General features: G+C 61.7%; 21 protein-coding genes and 1 pseudogene. 11 read left to right on the top strand and 11 right to left on the bottom strand.

Annotation, left to right across the window (positions count from 1 at the left end; genetic code table 11):
• Positions 1-8: 8 nt before the first annotated feature.
• The 4 genes and pseudogenes from ACZXDY_RS21720 to ACZXDY_RS21705 form a co-directional block, all read right to left on the bottom strand.
• Positions 9-1,235 carry an acyl-CoA dehydrogenase family protein gene (locus ACZXDY_RS21720; RefSeq protein WP_464346886.1) on the bottom strand — a complete coding sequence of 409 codons (1,227 nt, stop codon included), beginning with the start codon at positions 1,233-1,235 and terminating at the stop codon, positions 9-11.
• A 367-nt stretch (positions 1,236-1,602) separates the two neighbouring features.
• Entirely contained in the window at positions 1,603-1,800 is a 198-nt protein-coding gene (locus tag ACZXDY_RS21715; protein ID WP_464346885.1) for a hypothetical protein, read from the bottom strand.
• A gap of 54 nt (positions 1,801-1,854) precedes the next feature.
• Positions 1,855-2,193 (bottom strand): phage terminase large subunit, encoded by a 339-nt coding sequence (locus ACZXDY_RS21710; RefSeq protein ID WP_464346897.1) that lies wholly within the window; start codon positions 2,191-2,193, stop codon positions 1,855-1,857.
• A gap of 206 nt (positions 2,194-2,399) precedes the next feature.
• Positions 2,400-2,630 (bottom strand): annotated as a pseudogene (locus ACZXDY_RS21705) (hypothetical protein); the annotation flags it as partial.
• 1,119 nt (positions 2,631-3,749) lie between these two features.
• Here ACZXDY_RS21705 and ACZXDY_RS21700 point away from each other — a divergent pair.
• Both ACZXDY_RS21700 and ACZXDY_RS21695 read left to right on the top strand, forming a co-directional pair.
• On the top strand, positions 3,750-4,010 hold the full coding sequence (locus ACZXDY_RS21700; RefSeq protein ID WP_456643144.1) for a hypothetical protein: 261 nt from the start codon (positions 3,750-3,752) through the stop codon (positions 4,008-4,010).
• A 165-nt stretch (positions 4,011-4,175) separates the two neighbouring features.
• Entirely contained in the window at positions 4,176-4,361 is a 186-nt protein-coding gene (locus ACZXDY_RS21695; protein ID WP_028164894.1) for a hypothetical protein, read from the top strand.
• A gap of 8 nt (positions 4,362-4,369) precedes the next feature.
• Here ACZXDY_RS21695 and ACZXDY_RS21690 read toward each other — a convergent pair whose 3' ends face one another.
• The 3 genes from ACZXDY_RS21690 to ACZXDY_RS21680 all read right to left on the bottom strand — a co-directional run bounded on the left by ACZXDY_RS21690 (position 4,370) and on the right by ACZXDY_RS21680 (position 7,044).
• Positions 4,370-4,594 carry a hypothetical protein gene (locus ACZXDY_RS21690; RefSeq protein ID WP_464346884.1) on the bottom strand — a complete coding sequence of 75 codons (225 nt, stop codon included), beginning with the start codon at positions 4,592-4,594 and terminating at the stop codon, positions 4,370-4,372.
• A 204-nt stretch (positions 4,595-4,798) separates the two neighbouring features.
• A complete protein-coding gene (locus ACZXDY_RS21685; RefSeq protein ID WP_464346883.1) occupies positions 4,799-5,932 on the bottom strand; it encodes an alpha-hydroxy acid oxidase in 1,134 nt (377 codons plus the stop codon).
• Between the two features lie 146 nt (positions 5,933-6,078).
• Complete coding sequence (locus tag ACZXDY_RS21680) at positions 6,079-7,044, bottom strand: GlxA family transcriptional regulator (RefSeq protein ID WP_433994514.1); 966 nt, start codon at positions 7,042-7,044, stop codon at positions 6,079-6,081.
• A 116-nt stretch (positions 7,045-7,160) separates the two neighbouring features.
• Between ACZXDY_RS21680 and ACZXDY_RS21675 the strand changes: the two genes are divergently transcribed.
• From ACZXDY_RS21675 to ACZXDY_RS21655, 5 genes are all read left to right on the top strand, one after another.
• Positions 7,161-7,874: a hypothetical protein gene (locus ACZXDY_RS21675; protein ID WP_028164890.1), complete on the top strand. Its 714-nt coding sequence runs from the start codon at positions 7,161-7,163 to the stop codon at positions 7,872-7,874.
• Positions 7,874-9,166 carry an MFS transporter gene (locus tag ACZXDY_RS21670; RefSeq protein WP_464346882.1) on the top strand — a complete coding sequence of 431 codons (1,293 nt, stop codon included), beginning with the start codon at positions 7,874-7,876 and terminating at the stop codon, positions 9,164-9,166. The genes ACZXDY_RS21675 and ACZXDY_RS21670 overlap by 1 nt, the downstream gene beginning before the upstream one ends.
• Positions 9,167-9,206: 40 nt before the next feature.
• Positions 9,207-9,947: a YqcI/YcgG family protein gene (locus ACZXDY_RS21665; RefSeq protein ID WP_464346881.1), complete on the top strand. Its 741-nt coding sequence runs from the start codon at positions 9,207-9,209 to the stop codon at positions 9,945-9,947.
• On the top strand, positions 9,944-10,264 hold the full coding sequence (locus ACZXDY_RS21660; RefSeq protein ID WP_456643150.1) for a cupin domain-containing protein: 321 nt from the start codon (positions 9,944-9,946) through the stop codon (positions 10,262-10,264). The genes ACZXDY_RS21665 and ACZXDY_RS21660 overlap by 4 nt, the downstream gene beginning before the upstream one ends.
• 89 nt (positions 10,265-10,353) lie before the next feature.
• Complete coding sequence (locus ACZXDY_RS21655; protein ID WP_028164886.1) at positions 10,354-10,539, top strand: hypothetical protein; 186 nt, start codon at positions 10,354-10,356, stop codon at positions 10,537-10,539.
• A 198-nt stretch (positions 10,540-10,737) separates the two neighbouring features.
• Here ACZXDY_RS21655 and ACZXDY_RS21650 read toward each other — a convergent pair whose 3' ends face one another.
• The gene (locus ACZXDY_RS21650; RefSeq protein ID WP_464346880.1) at positions 10,738-11,991 is read right to left on the bottom strand and encodes a CaiB/BaiF CoA transferase family protein; all 1,254 of its coding nucleotides are present in this window, start codon (positions 11,989-11,991) and stop codon (positions 10,738-10,740) included.
• 199 nt (positions 11,992-12,190) lie between these two features.
• Complete coding sequence (locus tag ACZXDY_RS21645; protein ID WP_028164884.1) at positions 12,191-13,243, bottom strand: hypothetical protein; 1,053 nt, start codon at positions 13,241-13,243, stop codon at positions 12,191-12,193.
• A 161-nt stretch (positions 13,244-13,404) separates the two neighbouring features.
• Between ACZXDY_RS21645 and bamA the strand changes: the two genes are divergently transcribed.
• Positions 13,405-15,831 carry an outer membrane protein assembly factor BamA gene (bamA, locus tag ACZXDY_RS21640; RefSeq protein WP_464346879.1) on the top strand — a complete coding sequence of 809 codons (2,427 nt, stop codon included), beginning with the start codon at positions 13,405-13,407 and terminating at the stop codon, positions 15,829-15,831.
• On the opposite strand, the gene ACZXDY_RS21635 is transcribed toward bamA, so the two are convergent.
• Both ACZXDY_RS21635 and ACZXDY_RS21630 read right to left on the bottom strand, forming a co-directional pair.
• Positions 15,812-16,387 (bottom strand): DUF6456 domain-containing protein, encoded by a 576-nt coding sequence (locus ACZXDY_RS21635; protein ID WP_028164883.1) that lies wholly within the window; start codon positions 16,385-16,387, stop codon positions 15,812-15,814. The two genes, bamA and ACZXDY_RS21635, sit on opposite strands and share 20 nt — an antisense overlap.
• Positions 16,388-16,484: 97 nt before the next feature.
• Positions 16,485-17,024, bottom strand: coding sequence for a GcrA family cell cycle regulator (locus ACZXDY_RS21630; RefSeq protein WP_035690500.1), 540 nt, complete (start codon positions 17,022-17,024; stop codon positions 16,485-16,487).
• A gap of 131 nt (positions 17,025-17,155) precedes the next feature.
• On the opposite strand from ACZXDY_RS21630, the gene ACZXDY_RS21625 reads away from it, so the two are divergent.
• The 3 genes from ACZXDY_RS21625 (at position 17,156) to ACZXDY_RS21615 (ending at position 19,506) form a co-directional block, all read left to right on the top strand.
• A complete protein-coding gene (locus ACZXDY_RS21625) occupies positions 17,156-17,794 on the top strand; it encodes a S24 family peptidase (RefSeq protein WP_130223634.1) in 639 nt (212 codons plus the stop codon).
• Between the two features lie 105 nt (positions 17,795-17,899).
• On the top strand, positions 17,900-18,175 hold the full coding sequence (locus ACZXDY_RS21620) for a hypothetical protein (RefSeq protein ID WP_464346896.1): 276 nt from the start codon (positions 17,900-17,902) through the stop codon (positions 18,173-18,175).
• A 176-nt stretch (positions 18,176-18,351) separates the two neighbouring features.
• On the top strand, positions 18,352-19,506 hold the full coding sequence (locus ACZXDY_RS21615) for an OpgC domain-containing protein (protein WP_464346878.1): 1,155 nt from the start codon (positions 18,352-18,354) through the stop codon (positions 19,504-19,506).
• The last annotated feature ends 15 nt before the right edge of the window (positions 19,507-19,521 follow it).

Here is a 19,521-nt window from a genome sequence, read left to right as displayed (position 1 = left end):
GGTGAACCTCAGAGCGTCAGATTTTCGGACGGCAAGCCCAGCGCCACGCGTCCATAGTTGGTCCCCGCCGCATCGAAATTGAAGGCAAGGTGTGAATTGACCGCATGGGCGTCGCGGAACTGCCGCTGCAACGTACCTGACGTGAAAAGGCTGCGCGCCCCGCTTGCGGCGAACAACAGCGATACCGCCTCGCTGCAGAGATTGACTGAGAAAGCGCCGTCGCGCCGCAGCCTGGTCTTGGCGGCGATATCGGGGATATGGCCGCTCCGTACGTCCGCCATCGCGCCAATGCAGTTCGCTCGCATGATCAGGCGCGCCGCATCGATCTTGGCGGAAGCTTCCGCGATCTTGATCTGTGTGCTCTGCATGTCGCCAAGCTTGGCGCGATTGGAGGTCGAAACGCGATGGCGGGCGATCCCGACATAGTCGTCGAGACATGCCTGTGCATTGCCGAGGGCAACGCCTGACAAGACATATGGAAACAGCGCAAAGACCGGCAGCGCGTAGAGCGGGTTCGGATTGACCGAACTGCCAGGCGTCGGCCCACCCGCGAGATCGCTCACCGCGATCGACATCGAATTTGCGACAAAGGCTCCCTCGACCTCGACCTCATTCGAGCCGGTCCCGCGCAGGCCGGTCGCGTTCCAGATATCCTTGATCCTATAGTCCCGCCGATTGAGCAGGAATATCCGATATTCGACGCCATCGGCCTCGTCATCCGAGGAGACCACGCTGCCAAGCATATTCCATTCGCAGGATTCGACGCCCGACGAGAAAGGCCAGCATCCGGTCAACACGTAGCCGCCATCGACCTTCCGCGCCCGGCCGGCGGGGAATATGAAGGAGGACGCAATCAGAGTATTCGGTTCCTTGCTCCAGACCACATCCTGAGCCTGTGGATCGAACATCCCAAGCATCCAGTGGTGGCTCGCAAGATTGGCGAAATTCCACGCAACGGAAGCATCGCCCTGCCCCAGCGCATCGGCACAATCGATCAGCGCGACATAGTCGAGCTCCGCGCCGCCGACGCGCCTCGGCTGCAGAATCCGGAACAGGCCGGCGTTATGCAGATCGTACTCGGTCTCCGCCGGCAGGCGCCGTAATTCCTCGGTCCGTGCCGCCCGCTCGCGAAGTGCCGGAATGAGTGCCCTGGCACGCGCGACCATGGCCACATAATCTTCTGCTTGCCGCTCGATAGGCGAGCTTCCACCGGGGCTGTGGCCGTCCGTTGCCATTGGCGTTTTCCCGCTCGGCCTTTCTGATCCCAAAGTGGCCAAGACCGCTCGCAGTTTATCGCTTGAACACCACGGATCAAGACTCCTCGCAGCATCCCGACGTGAACGAGTTGCCGCCTGGAAGCAAAAATAAGCCCGGCGGCCAGGACGGCCACCGGGCTTGTTCGGAACTTCTCAACGACCTGCGTGCCTCGTCTAACCTGCTGCGGGCTCCCATTTCGCTAGCTCGCTTCCAGTATCACCCCATGGTTTTCCGCCAGTACAGGGTGCGCGGCCACGCCCAGGGAGCCTGCGGCTGATACAGCCGATAGCCGCGCGAGCGCAGCCAGTTGACGTGAAAGGCGAGCACCTGACCGACGCTCTCGTATTAGTCCAGGATGCGAATTTCAGATCCGATCCACTGCGTCACCCAGATCGTGAAGGCATCGGCGGTCGCGCCGGAGCCGCCGATATCGATGAAAGCGCGCAGGGCCAGCAGCGGATCGGCGGAGACCTTTCCGATGCGTCCCTCTTTCCGCGCCTGCGTCAGCATCTCGGCGAAATAGGCGCCTTCGAACGCTCGCACCCAGATGTGATCATAGCGATCGGGATAGAGCGACAGGTCGGTCCGCCGCTCTTCCTAAAACCAGGGATTGTTGCGCCAGTTCGCGTGCACGACGATTGCGCCCGGCGGCTTTCGTGCGCGCAGGAAATCGTCAATCGCGTCGGTCTTACGCCGCGGATTCCAACTCGCCCACAATTCCGAGCCTTCGGCACGAATAGTCGGACGCAACAGCGCGAGACTGCGTGCGCTCAGTGACTGCGCCTCGTCGACCCAGGCGATACGAAAGCCTTCAAGGGACTTGATCGAGTCCGCCGTATGATCCTGCATTCCGCGAAAGATGATGATACCGTCGCCTGGTGTTTCGATCTTGTCGGCAAACAGCTTGAAGCCGCTGCCGATGCCGAGAGCGGCGATCTTGCTTTCGATCAGGCGTTTTGAGGATTGCGCCAGCGTCCGCTGCGCCTCGCGGATGCAACCGCGAGCGTGCCACGCTCAGCCTGGCAGGTTTCGACCAGAAGCTCTCCAAAGAAATGGGATTTTCCCGAGCCCCTGCCCCCGAATGCTGCCTTGTATCGGCCGGGTTGCAGCAGCGGTTCAAATGCTTTCGCGGTCGGAAAATTTTCAGGATGGACAATGACGCGCTCTATTCGGTGGACGAGTTCTAGCTGGCCATCGCCGTTCTCGATCGCCTGCGGGGCCTTGCCCCAGCCACGGTCGAGAACGGCATTGGCGGCGGACACGCGCGCAGCCGGCGTTGCATCTTTGCTGCGCATGATGCCCACCAGGACGTTCAACGCTGTTCTGGTGTGACTGCGGGCGAGCGAACGAATTTCGGTAAGAGTTTTTGCCACTTAAGCCTCATGCAGATCAGGAAGGTCGTATGGCTTCGCTTGCGCGCGACGGCGTATTGAATTTGCGGCAGATCGCTCCGGAGACAGCGATCATTTCGGCGCGAACCTTATCCCCTGGATCGTCGGGGGCCGCTTGCGGCCATGGCACATCTGCGCCAAGCCGCGAGGCCGGCGCGTTCGCGCGCGCCGGCTGATTGACGGTGAAAGTGGTTCGGACGACGGCGCGCTTGCGACGCGCGGCGTCGGGGCATGGAGATGTGGCGTCGTGACGCGCCGCCGTCGTCCGATTCGAAAAACGGAAAAGAAAAAGCCCGCCGCGGATTTCTCCGCGCGGGCTTCACAATGTTTGCGATGATGTCCTTATGCCCCTGATTTGCCCGACGTGTCAACGTCCGAGTTGACTTGGCGCAGAGCCAGCGATCCGGCGGCGCATCATCGGTGGTCGCACGCTGGGACAGCAAAATGCCCGCAGCGGTTACTTCCGCTGCGGGCATTGATGAATTCCGCGACGATGTCCTTATGCTCCTGATTTGCCCGACGCGTCAAACGCTTTCTAAGAAACGACTTCGACGTTCGGGACCAGTTCGTCAGCGTGCGCTGAACCGCGCAGATCCCGTGTGAGCGAAGCAAACGAAAACCAGTCTCGAGTGTCATTCCGGCGCCGTGGAGTTAGCCGGATGCGCGGGCTTCGGTCCGGGCGGAGCAGGTTCGATCGGCGATTTTGGCTCCGTCGGCATGACCGTGGCGCCTGCCGCTCGCGCGGCTTCCCCGGTTGTGGAGTAATTGGCTGTCGCGGCCGGCTGTACCTTCGGCTTGCTCCACGGACCATGATCGACCACCAATATGCCGAGCGCGCCGGCTGCCGCCACCGCCAGTGCTACCAAGAGGGGCGCCCCGCCGTGCCGGTTCGAGCGATTTCCTATCAAAGGACTCTTCTCCATCGAATGCGTCTGGCCTAGTGAACAAATCCTCCGGAGCTCCGAGGTTCCGCGCCCGCCAGACCGAACGGACTGTCCGCAGGTGGAACAAATTCGCCGTTGACGCATTTGATAGGTTGCCGCTGAGGGTGACCTTCAGCGCGGCGTGCGCTGCCTGACCAGATCTCATGAGGTTCGAGCCGTGAACTTCGAAACACCCGAATCCCCGCTGCAGCCTAGCCTCGGCGAACGCGCGATCGACACCGCAACCGACGTATCGCGCACGATCACGGAGGTTTCCGATGGGCTTCGGGGTGCAATCGACCGGCTCAGCGACGCGATCAAGACGTCGCGTCAACCCGGCGGCACGCTGTCCACGATCAGCGCAATCACCCGCGAAGCGCCGCTAACGAGCCTGTTCGTCGCATTCCTGTTCGGCGTCGCGGTAGCGCGGCGGCGTTGAGCGCAGCGGCCAGGCACGGCTGTCCGACACCTCCCTCGATAAACATTTTCTGGCGGCATCGAACCTGCCCGGATTCCAATGGTGGCGAGAGTGTGGCACAGTGATTCGGTGGGTTGTTCGCCCACAAGTCAGTGGCGTTGCGTCTCTTGGGGGAGAGGGGATCCAATGCTGCGCACATTCCGGCCGACGCCGACCTGCACGCGATTCAAGACCGGCATCGAAATGCCATGCATGAAGTGCGGCGCACAGATGCGCCTCGCCTCGATCGAGCCGCGAGATCAGGTTTACGACGTGCTGACCTATCGCTGCACGCCGTGCGATTCCGGCGAGAGCTTCCTGCAGGCCCGCTAAAGCTTGCATCAGCCGCTCAGCACCGCCATGCCGGCCTGAGTCAAAACGGGACTCTCGTCCTGCAGCTCGACCAGACCGAGCTCGCTCAGGACGCGGAGGTCCTCGTCGCTGACAGGGGATATCTTCACGCGGCGAGCCTGGATGTCCCGCAACGCCCAGCGGAGCGCAATGGCTCGTTCGAGAGAAAAATCTGCGAACGGGTTATCCGCCATTCGCGTCGACCATTCCGGCATTCTCGTTTCCCGCTTCTCGGATGCGGCGGCGATGGTTGCGATAACGCGACAGGCACCTTCGCGTTCCCTCGCCCGCTTCCGGAAGTAGGAAATCACTGCCGCTGGAGCGTTTTCGAGCGAAGTGGACACCGGTTCGCGCGAAGAAAACGCGTCAAAACAAGAATCTAGAGCTTCGGTTCTGATTCCATCAGAACCGAAAATGCTCTAATAGCGATACGGCTCGATGTCTAACAGCGGAAACGCGCTGAACACGCCCGGCGGGTTGGTCGCCGTCGCCGGATGCAGGTAGGACTTGTCGAGTTCGGCGAAACTGGTCACGCCGAGCAGACCGAGGCAGCGGATCACCTCGTCTTCCAGCAATTCCAGCATGCGGGCGACGCCCCTCTCGCCATCGGCGGCCAGCGCCCAGCATTGCAGGCGACCGATGCCGACGAGATCGGCGCCCGAGGCGATCGCCTTCACGATGTCGGTGCCGCGGCAGAACGAGCCGTCCACCATGATCTTGGCGCGGCCCCTCACCGCCTCGACGATTTCCGGCAGGACGTGCATCGCACCGCGGCCGTGATCGAGCTGACGGCCTCCATGGTTGGAAACGTAGATCCAGTCGACGCCGTGATCGAGCGCGATGACCGCGTCCTCCGCGGTCGCGATCCCCTTGATGACCAGCGGTATCTTGAACTTGTCCTTGATCAACTTCACCGTCCGCCATTCCAGCCCTTTCTGGAAGTCGCCGCCGGTGGCGCGAATACGGCTTTCCCGCACGTACCGCTTGGCAATGTCGCGCTCGCGACGGCTGTAATGGGCGGTGTCGACGGTCAGGCAGAATGCGGAATAGCCGTTGGCAACACTGCGGCTGACGACGTCCTCGACAAAGGCATCATCCCCGCGGACATAGAGCTGGAAAATGCGCAGCGCATCGGGTGCGGCCTTCGCGGTATTCTCAAGCCCTGGCTCGGACACCGAGCTCAGCATGTGCGCCGCGCCGAATGCGCCCGCGCCGCAGGCGACCGCCGCTCCCGCCGCAGGATCGAAGATCTCAAGCGCGCCGACCGGTGCAAGCATGACCGGCAGTCGCAATTTGCGTCCGAACACCTCCGTCGAGGCATCGACGTGAACGACGTTGCGCAGCACACGCGGCCGGAACGCGATCTCATCCAGCGCCACCCGGTTGCGCCGCAGCGTGGTCTCGGTCTCGGAAGCGCCGACGATGTAATCCCAGGCGTTCTGGTTCAGCCTGGCGCGAGCCTTACGGACAAATTCGTGCAGGTTCTGGTATTCTTCGCCGCTGGCCCCGAGTTCGACATTGCGTGTCGGCCGCATGGAGGTCCCGTCATTCATGGTGGTTTCTCTCCCGTTTTGACCGGCACATTAGCCGCAGATAAGCGGCAAAAGCTACCGCCTTGAAGGGCTAAATCCCGGATGCAAATGAAGGGCAGCTATTCGCTTGCGATCACCCGTCTGCCGACAGCGGAGAACTCCAGCGCTCAACCGCCCGAAAAGCGGTTTCTGTATTCGGTCGGCGATACGCCGAGATGCCTGAGGAAGGCGCGCCGCATCCGCTCGTCGTCACCAAAGCCGGCACGTTTTGCGACCTCGACGACGCCGCGTATTTGCCGGCTCTCCAGCAGCAGCCGAGCGGTTTCGACGCGGAGGGCCTCGACGCCGTTTGCCGGCGTCATGCCGGTGCGGCTGGCATAGGTGCGGGCGAAGGTGCGCGGTGTCATGCCGGCTTTCGCGGCCAATGTTTCCACCCGGAGATCGCTGGCGATGTTTTCGATGATCCAGGCATGGAGCGCGCTGAAGCGACCTTCGACATCGGAAGCCTGTGCTGCGAGAACGGTCGAGAACTGGCTCTGACCGCCCGGCCGTTTCAGGAACACCACCAGCCGTCGGGCAACATCGAGCGCAATCCTATGGCCGAAATCCTCTTCGATCATGGCGAGCGCGAGGTCGATGCCGGCGCTGACGCCGGCCGATGACCAGACATGCCCATCCTTGACGAAGATCGCATTGGGCTCGACGCGGACATTTGGAAAGCTGTCCTGCAGCCGCGGGCAATAGCGCCAGTGCGTCGCAGCGCGCTTGCCGTCCAGTACACCGGTCCAGGCGAGCGCGAAAGCCCCGAGGCAGACCGAGGCGATCCGGCGTACCTGCGGCAGCGCCTGCGAAATCCATTTCATCAAGCGCGCGTCATTGCGGATCTCCCAGATGCCGGGGCCACCCGGGATCACCAACGTGTCGATCTGGTGCGGTCGCACGCTGCTGATCGGAGCCGTGCCGATCATCATCCCCACATCCGTCGAAACCAATCCGCCCGAGGTGGACAGATAGGAAAGCGAATATCCGGGGCCCGGCAATTCGATTGCCTCCAATTCGGCGAACACCTGCGCCGGCCCGGAGATGTCGAGCAGTGTCACGCCGGGAAAAGCGACAATCGCAATCCGCCGCATCGCGGCCTGCGGGCGCGGAGGGAGCCGTCGGGATTTGGCAGATTTCGAGGGCATATTGTCCTTTAAGCCATTCGAGCCTCGCCTGTATAGCTCTCTATGGACAGTGGAGTTCTGCCATGGTGCGAAAGCTCGGCAGCCAATACCAGGCCATCAACTCGCCCTGGGCCGGTTATGCCGTCTACAGTTTTCCGGATGCATCCTGCATCGGAGCTTCCGACCGCCAGCCGCTGATGGACGCCATGAATGGCATCATCGCCGTAAACTGGAAGGCGACGGAGCCGCACTGGACCGCAAGCTCTCCCCCGTTCGACCGCAAGTATAGCCTCATCCTTGTGTTTGACAGCTTGGGACTGGCGGCCTTTTCCGTCTATCGCGTGCTGCAGATGTCATGCGGACCTGCGGTCTATCGCAGCGGCACCGAGGTGCTTCCGGCTCACCAGGGACACGGTCTGTACGGCTTCTTCACTCAGGAAGTGCTGAAGCGTGCAAGCTCAGCAGCAAAGGGAATTGGCGGCCTGTTCTACGGATGGCGGACACGCAATCCAATCGTCTGGGCGGCCAATGCCAAGATCTGCGAGAAAGTGACACCTTCGCTGCTCGACGACATCAGGGATTCCGCCCTGCAGGCGGCCTGCGTCGAGATGTGCGCAACCCTCTATCCTGGCAAACCGCTCGAGGTGCCGGAAATGATCATGCGCGGCGCCTATGGCCACATTAAGCACCACCGGCAAGCTTACCGCGGCACCGCATCACTGGTCGATGCGGCGATGTCCCGCATGATTCCGGATTCGGCGGATGCACTATTCTCGGTTGGATTTGCGAGGGTGTGATGTCGATGCTGGGTCAGCAAACCGCATGCGCCTCGACGGCCTCGCGGCTCGGGGACCGGGCCTATTGGGCCTGGGCGACGGTCGCTGTCGCCTACGCCATCGCCTTCCTGCAGCGCGTCTCGCCGCAATCGGTCAATCTGAGCCTGATGCACGACTTCGGCACCGACGCCGCGGGCGTCGCGATGCTCGCCTCCGGCTACTTCTGGGGCTACACGCTGATGCAGATTCCGGCCGGCCTTCTGGTCGACCGTTACGGTGTCAAGCGCGTGGTGCTGGCCAGCATGGCCGCTTCGTCGCTGGGCAGCGCAGCCTTTGCGCTGGCGCCGAACCTGCTTGATGTCTTCGCAGCGCGCCTGATCGTCGCCTGCGGCGATGCGCTGGTGTTCACCGCGCTCTTGAAGCTGGTCGCGCAGAACTTCTCCGATGAGCGGTTCGGCATCATGTCGGGCATCTCACAGGTGTCGGGATATGTCGGAGGCGTGATCGCGACGACGCCGCTTGCGGCCGCCGTAACGGGCTTCGGGTGGCGCGCCTGCTTTCTGTTCATAGCTGCTGTCGGCCTCGCCAATCTCGTCGCCGCCAAGTTCGCATTAAAACCAAATCCGGTGTCATCCGGCAACAAGACGCTGAAGAGCGTCATCGGCGCCGCACGGCAATCGTTGTCGTATGTCGCCAATTGGGGATGCGCCATGACCTTTGCGTCCCACTTCGCAGTGGTGACGACGCTGTCGGGAGTATGGGGCATTCCGATGGTGGCGCACTTTTTCAACATCTCGCCGACCGCCGCCGGAACGCCGCTGCTTGCCTTCATGATCGGCAACGCCATCGGCTCCATCTTCCTCGGTCACGCAGCCGACCGCGTGGCGGCACTCGACGCAGCACTGATCCGCATTTGCGTGCTCCGCATGATCCTCGTCGCGATGCTGCTGCCGCCGATCGCCAAGGCATTCGGCCTTGTTTATGTCACCGTGGTGTTCACCACGCTCGGCCTGGTCGCCGGCGGAACGGTCCCGCTTGTGCTCAAATGCACCAAGCGGCTCTACACGGCCGACCTCATCGGCGTCGGCGCATCCGTGAACACGACCGCGGCCGGGATCTTTGCCGGCATCGCGCAACCGATCATCGGGTTCGCCATGCTTGTCGCGAGCCAGTTCGCCGTAGCCGATACCGCACATGGCGCAGGTGCGATCGGAGATGCCGGCTACGGCATCTTGATCGCAATTCTGCTGCTCATGTCGCTGCCCGGGATTGCCGGACCGCTTTTGATGAGAGGCAAGCTGATAGTTCAGTAGTGGCGTTAACCTTGTAGGGGGCGGTATGGAGCGTTTGTTCTTGAGAAGAGAAGAAGTCGCGTCAAAATTTGCGGTGAGCAGTTGGCAAAGCGTGATGTTCGCCGAGTTCGAAGCGCAGATGAGCAGCGAAGCGAGACCGTTCCCCTGCGTGTTCGGCGTAGCCGGTTATCGCCAGGACCAGCTCCGCTACCTGTTCCTCGATCCGTACGACGTCGAAGTGCTCGGAGAACAGCTCGCGCATTATGTCTCGCAGGCCCGCTCGTTCGGCCCCAATACTTCGCTGATCATGTTTACGCGGCCGCGCCCGGTACAAACGCTTGACGCCTATTATCGCAAGATGTGGTCCACGCTCGACCAGCTTGCGCGGCTGGACAAATCTCCCTGGCCAGCCAATATCCCCGAACAGTTGGACGACCCGATGTGGGAATTCTCCTTCGCCGGCGAACCGATCTTCGTGGTGTGCACCACGCCTGCACATGTGATGCGCCAGAGCCGTCGCTCCAGCGCGTTCATGCTGACCTTCCAGCCGCGGTGGGTGTTCGAAAAGATCCTCGGAACGGAAAAGGCGGCCAATGCGGCATTCGCGGAAGTGCGCAAACGGCTCATTCCCTACGACAGCACCAGTCCCTCGCCGCTGCTCGGACGCTACGGCGCGACCAACGGGCGCGAGTACCAGCAATATTTCCTGCAGGACGACAACCATTCCGTAGTGGGCTGCCCCTTCGCCAAGCTCGCGCAGAACAAGTCGGCTCACACCAGCAACACGGAGCAAGCGGCATGACCAGGATTGTGACAGCTCAGAAGACCGAATTCGCGATCGATCCGGCGATCCTCAACCTGCTTCCGGAACAAGGCTCGATCGAACTGCAGCATGACGTTGCGGGCAAGGTCCATAGCTTCCACACCCATCCGGTCGACGAGATCCTGATGATCATCAGCGGCAGACTGAATTTCACCTGGGATGGCGGTCAGCGCATCGTCAGCGCCGGCGATACCATCTTCCTCCCGGCCGGCACGGTCCACCAATCGGAAGCGCTCGAAGGCGGTGCGGTCTATGCAATCGCGACCCAGCCACCCGCCAATATGGCGCGGAACTGATCGTTTCGCTCGACGGAGCTCCGAGCTATCTACTGCAGCTCCACAACACAACTGGATTGTTAATCCACTTATTAAGAGAGGAAGAATTTATGGCATATCCGGGCAAACGCGATGGCTTGGCGAAGAAGGTTGAAACCGCAGCCCAGGAGGCCGAACGCCTCGGTCTGACCACGGCCACCTTGATACTGCGGATGGCGCGGCTCGAGATCGACCGGGCCGAGCACAAGGAAGCGGACGAGAGGCCAAACAACAAACTCCGCAGCAAGCCGAACTGAAGCTGTAGCTTGGCTGGCTCGAAAAGCGAGATCGGCCCAAGGCTACAGCGTTTTCGAGCGAAGTGGATGCCGGTTCGCGTGAAGAAAACGCGTCAAAACAAGAATCTAGAGCTCCGGTTCTGATTCAGTCAGAACCGAATATGCTCTAGAGATCGCCGGCGGAGCGTGCCCAGGCCGATCCGCCAGACGATGGTCCGCTTAGTCCGTCTTCCCGAACGCTCCAGCTTTCTTCAGCGCCGCGATACGGCCGTCGTCATAGCCGAGCGTGGTGCGCAGCACGTCGCTGGTGTGCTGGCCAAGCAGCGGCGCGGCAACCGGGTCGACGGTCGGCGTAACGCTCATCCCGATCGGCGTCTCGATATTGGGAACGAATCCAGCAGTCGGGTGCGGAATCCTGCTGAGGCGATCACGGTCGCGCACTTCCGGCGCATTGAATCCCTGCTCGACCGTGCGCAGATAGCCGACCGGAATATTGGCCTTCTTCATCTTCGCCATCCAGTTTTCGAGCCGGTCGGTGGCAAAGATGCCGGCAATGATCGCGCGCAGCTTCTCTCTGTTTGCGGTCCGGTTCTTGCGGTGCGCGAAATCGGGATGGGTGATGAGATCCGGCCGGTCGAACACTTCGGTGACGAGGCGCCGGTACAGCCGGTCGTTGGCGCAGGCCATGTAGAGCGGACCGTCGGCGGCCTGGTAGAGACCGACCGTTGGCGAACCGTTTGGCGAATTGCCGAAGCGACCAGGATTCTGGCCGCTGATCAGATAGGCCATGCCGTAAAATCCGGTCATCGCTACCGCCATATCGATCAGCGCGACCTCGACATGCTGGCCACGCCCGAGCCGGTCGCGTGCCAGCAATGCAAGCAGGATCGCATTGCAGGCCGACATGCCGGTTGCCATGTCGACGATCGGCGGACCTGTCCGTACGGGCTCGCCATCGGGAAAACCGTTCAGCGACATGAAGCCGCTTTCGGCCTGCGTGATCGGATCGAACCCCGGTCGCAGGGCAAACTCGCCCTTGCGGCCATAGGCCGAGATCGAGCAATAGATCAGTCGCGGATTGCTCGGCGCCACCGAAGCATAGTCGAGGCCGAACTTCTTCATCACGCCGCCGGAGAAATTCTCCACCACGACATCAGCCTTGGCGATGAGCTCGCGCACCACCTCGAGCGCTGCGGGATTGGTGAAGTCGAGCGCAATACCGCGCTTGTTGCGGTTGAGGCTGAGATAGGCCGCGCTCTCGCCGCCGATTTCCGCATGCTCATAGGCGCGCGTGTCGTCGCCACCGTCTGGATTTTCGATCTTGATGACCTCCGCGCCGAAGTCGGCAAGCGTCTGCGTACAGGCGGGACCGGCAACCACGCGGGTGAAATCGATAACCAGCAGACCATCGAGGGCGGTCGGTTCGCCCTTTGCGCGCGGCGCGCGCTCGGGCAATTGTGGTCCAGCGGTCATGGCTCAGCGCTTCCTCTTATTGTCAGTTATTGGGCAAACGCCCACCGTTGCCGGCAAAGGCGACGCCACCACTTTCTAGCGGAAGCACCAAGGTCAGGCCAAACCTGGATTTTGCAGAGCGGGATATCAGGCTGACATGGCTACCAGTTCAGACCGGCGATATTCCGCGGCAAGAAAGAGCATCAGGCCCGACCGAGCCTCACTGCTGCTTTTCCCAGAACTGCAACAGTCCCTGCGAAGCCGAGCCGCCGATCACGCAGGGGATGCCGATCGCGACCTGCCCGAGCGCCGCAGCCGAGACGCACCCAAGCGAAAGCGCACCGACGCCAACCTGGCCCCAGAAGTCCAGATTGCGCCGGCTATCGGAGCCTTTGGCCTTGAGTTCGTCGACCGCAGCAAGGGCATCCTTGCGCAGCGCCGCGATCTCCACCGTATCGGCCGCATCGACGACCTCCGCGAGCGGCGCCTTGATCGGCGGTTTCTGCCGCGCCAGTTCGTTACGCAGGAATTCACGCAGGCTGGCGTCGCGGATCGCATAGCTTGCCAGCGTATAGCGCGCCATGCTGCCGACCGTGAGCTTGTCAACGGTATCACGGCTCCTGCTCCACGGCAGCATTTCGATGATGCGCTGGATCGGAACATGGGAGCCGGTCGCAAAATAATATCCCCATAGCGTGTCAAGGAGATCCTGGTTGGAGGCAAAGGTCAGCTTTGTGTTCAGCTTCCTCTCCTCCTTGGAGAACGGATTGCGCGTAAACGCGACGCGCAGCTTGTCCATCATCCCGGGAGTCGCCTCCTCGAGTGGAATATTGTTGAGTGTCGGCAGCCTGCCCGAAAGGTAGCTGTCAATCATCACGCGGCGCCCTGGCATTCGCGCCGCGACCCTGCGCAGGATATTCCGCCAGTCAACCAGCCCGGAATAGGCGATTGCGCGCACGATCACCCATTCATCTTCCGGCGCGACGGGGAAGAAACTCGCAACCAGTTGCTCGGCCTTTTCCGGATTGGAGCCGATCGCACCGGCGATAAAGCCGAGATAGATGCCGGCATTTTCCGGCTCCTTGAAGCTTTGCGAATGGAAGAGAATGCGCACCGCGGCCGGCACATGGGCGTAGTCCGGCTTGGCGCGATAATTATAGATCCACTGCTGGACCACGGCGAGCGAGGCGCGCGGGTCGATGTCCGGCGTCTTCTCCGCATGCGCCGATTGCATCAGCAGCAGGGAGCTTACGACGAGAGCTGCGTAACGCATCCGGCACTCCTGGCGAGCGTTGATGTATCACCGCACCAACATCTCGGACTTTGTGCTGCAAAGCATGATGCGGCCATTACGACAATTCTGAGAACGGCCAGGTTAAATATGCGCGCTCAAATTATGGCGGGCGGCCAATTCCAGCCTGCAACTCACCCCAGATGCGACATCGTTTTGCCCGGCACCGGCAATTCGATATCGCCGGTCAATGGGAGACCGCAAGGGACGTGAAGCTCGAGCGCATCACGCTGTATCGGCAACCATCGAGGCTGCGCCTGATCGGCTCGGTGCTTGGCGCCGCCGCAGCCCTGTTGAACGCGGCCGCACCGCTTGCCGCCGAGGGCGTGCCGGCGCCAACAGCGACAATTATCATCGAAGGCAATCGCCGGGTCGAGGCCGATACCGTACGCTCCTACTTTCATCCAGGGCCGGACGGCCGGCTCGATGAAGCCGCGCGCGATGAAGCCTTGAAGGCGCTGGTCGCAACGGGCCTGTTCGAGAAAGTCTCGATCGAGCGTACCGGCGATGGTCTGACGGTGCGTGTAGCGGAAGCGCCAATCCTCGACCGTGTCGCCTTCGAGGGTAACAGGAAGATAAAGGATGCCGATCTCGCCGCCGCGATCGCGTCCAAGCCGCACGGCAGCCTGCAGCGCGCAACGGTACAGTCGGACGTCGGCCGTATCATCGAAGCTTACCGCCATGTCGGTCGCGACGACGTCCGCGTCGCGCCCGAGATCATCGACCGCGGCAACGGCCGCGTCGATCTCGTTTATGTGATCACGGAGGGTGCGAAAACGCCCGTACGCCAGATCAAGTTTGTCGGCAATCGGACATTCGGCGCACGCCAGCTCAACGCCGTGATCAAGACGTCGGCCACCAACATGCTCAGTTTTCTGACCGGCGGCGACGTCTACGATCCGGACCGCGTCGCGCAGGATCAGGAGCAGTTGCGTCTCTATTATCGCAGCAAGGGCTATGCGGATGCCGCCGTTCGCTCGGCAACGGCCGAATACGATCCAGCGGCCAAGGGATTTGCAGTCACTTTTGTGATCGATGAAGGCCCACTCTATCACTTCGGCGATGTCAGCATGGCCTGCAACATTCCCGGGCTCGATCCGCAAAAACTGCGCGGGGTCGCGCTCGCTCGCGCCGGCGCGGTGTTTGACGGCAACGCGCTGGACGAGAGCACCGAACTCCTTGCCGTCGAGATGGCCAAGCTCGGTTATCCCTTTGCGCGGGCGGTGACGCGCATCGCACGCGATGCCGCCGCACAGCGGATCGATGTCACGTTCGTGATCGACCAGGGGCCGCGCACCTATGTCGAGCGCATCGAGATCCACGGCAACACCCACACGCGCGACTATGTGATCCGACGCGAGTTCGACATCGCCGAGGACGATCCCTACAACAAGACGCTGATCGATCGCGCGGAGCGGCGATTGAAGAACTTGAACTACTTCAAGACCGTCAAGATCACCAATCGGCCCGGCTCAACGCCTGACCGCGTCGTGCTCGATGTCGAGACCGTGGAGCAGGCAACCGGCGAGTTCAACATCTCCGGCGGCTACTCGAGTACTGACGGCGCGCTGGTCGAGGTCAAGGTGGGCGAGCGCAATTTCTATGGGACCGGAAAGAACGTTCAGGCCTCTGCGAGCTATGGCCAATACGCCCGCGGCATCGACCTCGCGGCATCAGAGCCCTATTTCCTCGGCACCAAGGTGTCGGCGGGAATCGAACTGTTCGGCCGGCAGAGCGAGGTGAGCAGCTATCAGTCCTATGACAGCACGACCTATGGCTCGACCCTGCAATTGGGCACGCCGATCACCGAGCAGATCGGCGTGCAATGGCGTTACTCGATCTACAACCAGGACATCTCGCTCGGCCCGACCAGCTCCGGCTTGCCCCCTTCCCGCGCAGTCCAGCAGGCCGCCGCTAATGGGCCAGCCTGGGTCTCCGCCGTTGGTTCGACCTCGACCTACAGCACGCTCGACAACAACAAGAGCCCTACGAGCGGATTGAGGTCGCAACTGAGCCAGGATCTGGCCGGCCTCGGCGGTGACGTGAAGTTCCTGCGGACCAGCGAAGACGCGCGCTACTATCAATCACTCGCGGGCGACCTCGTCGGCATGGTCCGCGCTCAGGGCGGCTACGTCACCGGCTGGGGCGGTCAGCAGGTGCCGCTGATGAACAGCTTTTTCGGCGGCCCGACCATGGTCCGGGGCTTTGCCACCAACGGCTTCGGCCCACGTGATCTGACGCCCGGCACCACCATGGATAACGTCGGCGGCAGTGCCTATTGGGCGACGACGGCGGAACTACAGAGCGGAATTCCCGGCGTGCCGGACGAATACGGCCTCAAGGCATCGGCTTTCGTCGATGCCGGAAGTGTATTCCGTTATACCGGTCCGACCAGTGTGGGCGGCACCGCGCTGCAAGTTGGCAATAAAAACGTCGTGCGCTCCTCGGTCGGCATGGGCCTCACTTGGGCCTCCCCCTTCGGTGCCCTCACCGTTGACTATGCCTTGCCATTGACCAAAGCCGCCTATGACGTGGTGCAGCCGCTCCGCTTCAGCGCTGGAGGCTTTTGACGGGAACGGGATGCGGCGTCGCAAAGCCGTAGATTAGCGCCAGCCGGTCGAGACATTCCTTGAGGCGCCGCGCAAAGTAATCGTTCCAGCGCTGGGTTCGCAGTCCCCGCCGCTCGCCGACCTGCTCCATGGTCATGCCGAGGATCAGGACTTCGTGCACCAGTGCCGAACCGTCGGCGCCGAGTTCGCGCTCGACCCGGTTGAGCCGCGATACCGCCCTGCGCTGGGCCTCGGTGATCGGCTCGCGCTGCGTGCCGCCATCGACATATTCCCTGGTCGTGTCGACCGCGCGCGGCCCACGCTCGGCCTTCTCCCAATCACTCTGAAACGCGCGGCCACCTCGAAACTGGGTATCATCGATCTGACGGTGCGAATGCAGGCGTCCGAGCGGATCGTTGCGGACCGAGCGCAGCGCAACGACTTTGTCTCCAGGCTCGAGCGCAAGTGGATCGTCGACCTCAACGGTAGCGACTTCGGCGTTGTACGGCAAATCCTGGGCGCGGCGGTCATGTGCTCTTGCGGGATGATATGGTTTCTTGCGTTTGGCGCGCGGCATGGCTTAGCTCCTTCAGGGCAAAATTCAACCGGGACCATCTCGCCGGCGGCAAGACGGATCGCTAGCAAGATGGATGAGGTGGGAGACGCGTACGCCGCTATGCCGGCTCGCTTAGGTGCAGCGGCGCGGTGCTCTGTAGCGGCTCCGTCTCGAGCTCCGGATTGCGGCTCAAGTGGAAATGGGGCGTGCAATAGCTTGAGCCTGGCCGCCTCCGATGACCACAAAACGTGATGGGTTCGCCATCGCTGTCACCGCCATAGGGGTATCGGCAATCTCCGTATTCGAGCTCCACCAGCGAAAGGTGGCGCGGCGCGATCTCGACACAACGGAGCTCGACCTGCGGCGCCTTCTCGAACACGGGCATCGGCCAAGGGAATTCGATCGATCTTGGCTGGCGTTCCCGCGGCTCGCTCGACCTGTTCAACTGCGGCACTGGCGTCGGCCGCGGCGTCACCGGTGGCGAACCGTCCGGCGTCGACGGGCCGAGCCGCCTGGCCCGGCCGATCGCGGCGCTTCTCGTATAGTCGGTGTTGAATCTGGCGTTGATCGTCTTGGCAATCTTCGCAAAGCTCATGCCTTGGGCGAGATATTCCCGCAACGCGTCCGAATGTTCGGGCGCCCAGCCTGTCACTTCCATTGTTGATTCTTGTCCTTCCCTTCGGCGCCCGACGCCTCACCCGCCAATTTCTGATATTCCGAAATGAAAGTCAAGCTTGATTTCTGATTATCAGAATTGCTACGCTTTCTGGGGATTCGAAAGGATACGCCATGCTGGACGCCAGATTGATCGAGCGGGGCCTGCGGAAGCCAGGCAAGACCAAGGGTGGGCTCGCGCAGGCGATGGGTGTTCGCCCCGGCGCTGTTTCCGAAATCCTCTCCGGGATACGCCTGATCAAGGCGTCCGAGATTGCACCGATCATGGAATATCTCGAGCTCAACTCGGTGCCGGTCATGGGGCGTGTCGGTGCCGGCGCGTCGATCGAGCCGGAATATGAGCAGGTGCCGCCCGAGGGGCTCGGTGAAGTCGAGTTACCCTTCCCGATCGCAGAAGAAATCATCGCATTCGAAGTATCGGGCGATTCCATGCTGCCGAAATACGAGAATGGCGACATCATTGTCGTCTATCGCGAGCAGCGACATCCGCTCTCGAGCTTCTATGGGGAAGAGGCTGCCGTTCGCCTGAAGACCGGCGAGCGCTATCTGAAGACGATCGAGCGCGGAAAGTCGCCGACGGTGGTCAACCTCACGAGCTTCAACGCCAAGCCGATCAACGGGGTGAAGCTCGAATGGATCGGCGAAATTTGCGTGACCCTGCCGCGAGGCCAGATCGAGCGACTGCGCAGCAAGGCGGCCGCACGGTCCCGCAAAGCCGCCAAGACCCAGGGGCCTCGGACGCCGGAGAAATAGACGGCCCAATTTCTGATTTTCCGAAATTACACTTGACAAATTTCCGATTTTCGGAAATTATGTCGCCATCGACTCCTGTCGAGAGAGGTGGCCAATTTGGCCGACATGCAGTATTTCGTCGTGATGATCGATTACGGCCGGCGCGGCCGCGAGGCCGTCGTTGATCCCGAAATCACAAGGCGCGAGGTCATCGCGCGGGTTGTATCGGGCGAATACAGGAATATCAGCTTCATCCACGAAATCTCCGATTCGGTTGTCGAGGACGTGACGGCCGATATCCTCGCCGAGGCCACCCTCCCCGACGTCAGCGCGGCCGAAGCCGACCTGCAGGCGAGCACCTTCGACCATCGCCGCGATCTGCGCAAGCACGAGCAAGCATGATCGGCCCTTCACATGAATCGCGATGAATCACATTCCAATTTCGAAAACGTGATCGTCCGCGGCTTTAATTCGTCAGCTGCAGATCAAATATCTTCGGCCAAACGGCTATTCGGAGTAGCGGCGGGGTGCGATGGATTCGCGATTCGCTGCTCCGAATTTGTGAAGTCTTGCTCTCAATGAATCCATATGTGAAGGCTGAGATCGCGGCGCGCGACGGCGATCTACGCATATTCCTTCTGCTCGGCATCGCGACCTGGTCCCTGTTCCTGGATCATATTCCGCACAACGCCGTCAGTGCGTTGACCTTGCGGAACTTTGGATTCAGCGGGGCGACCGAGCTGTTTGTATTTGTGATCGGCTATGCCGCTGCGATCATGTACGGGAAGATCGTTGTGGAACGTGGCTTCGTCGTGGGAGCGACCCGTGTGCTCAAGCGGGTATGGCAGCTCTACGCAGCCTATGTGGTGCTGTTCGTCGTCTACGTCGACCTGATCGGATATGTCGCGGCCCAATCCGCCGCGCCCGATCTCTTCGCCGAATTCAACATCACCGACTTCATCGAGCACCCGATTCGCGTAATCGTCCGCGGGCTGCTGCTGCAGGCCAAACCGCTCAATCTGGACGTATTGCAGCTCTTCATCGTCCTCATGGCATTCCTTCCCGCCGTGCTGTTCGGCATGATGCGCTGGCCGCGCCTGACCATGCTTGGATCCATTGCGCTCTATCTGTTGGCGCGGCACTTCGACTGGAACCTGACCGCCTTTCCAGAGGGAGGCTGGTATCTCAATCCGTTCTGCTGGCAATTGCTGTTCGTGCTGGGCGCCTGGTTCGCGGTCGGCGGCGCAGGAGATGCACACCTGGTTCGCGCGATGCAGAAGCTTCCGGCCTTGCGCGTCACCGCGTTGACCTACCTGCTCGTCGCCCTGACGATCATGTCGGCCGGGAAATCACCTGCGCTGGCGGAAATGATACCCAGTTCGGTGCTCGATGCCTTTCCGCCCAACGACAAGGCGAACCTGGCTCCCTATCGGGTGCTGCACCTGCTCGCAATGGCGTTCTTTTTCACCATGCTGATACCTCGCGACTGGTACGGACTTCAATTGCAGGCGGTACAGCCCCTCATCAAATGCGGCGAGGAATGGCTGGCGGTGTTCTGCTCCGGCATCTTCCTTTCATTTGCCGGGCACCTGGTTCTGATTACAGGCCCCAAGTCGCTGGCGATGCAGGTGCTGGTCAGCGCCGCCGGCATTCTCGGCATGACCTGCGTCGCCTATTACGCGTCCTGGTCCAAGCGGCAGGACCACAAATCCGCGGTCGGCGTGCGATCCTGATGCAGCTTCATGGAG

It is taken from the genome of Bradyrhizobium sp. LeoB3 (genome assembly GCF_055456055.1).
The sequence above is the reverse complement of the archived record's forward strand: the minus strand, read 5'-3'. Positions and strand labels throughout refer to the sequence as shown.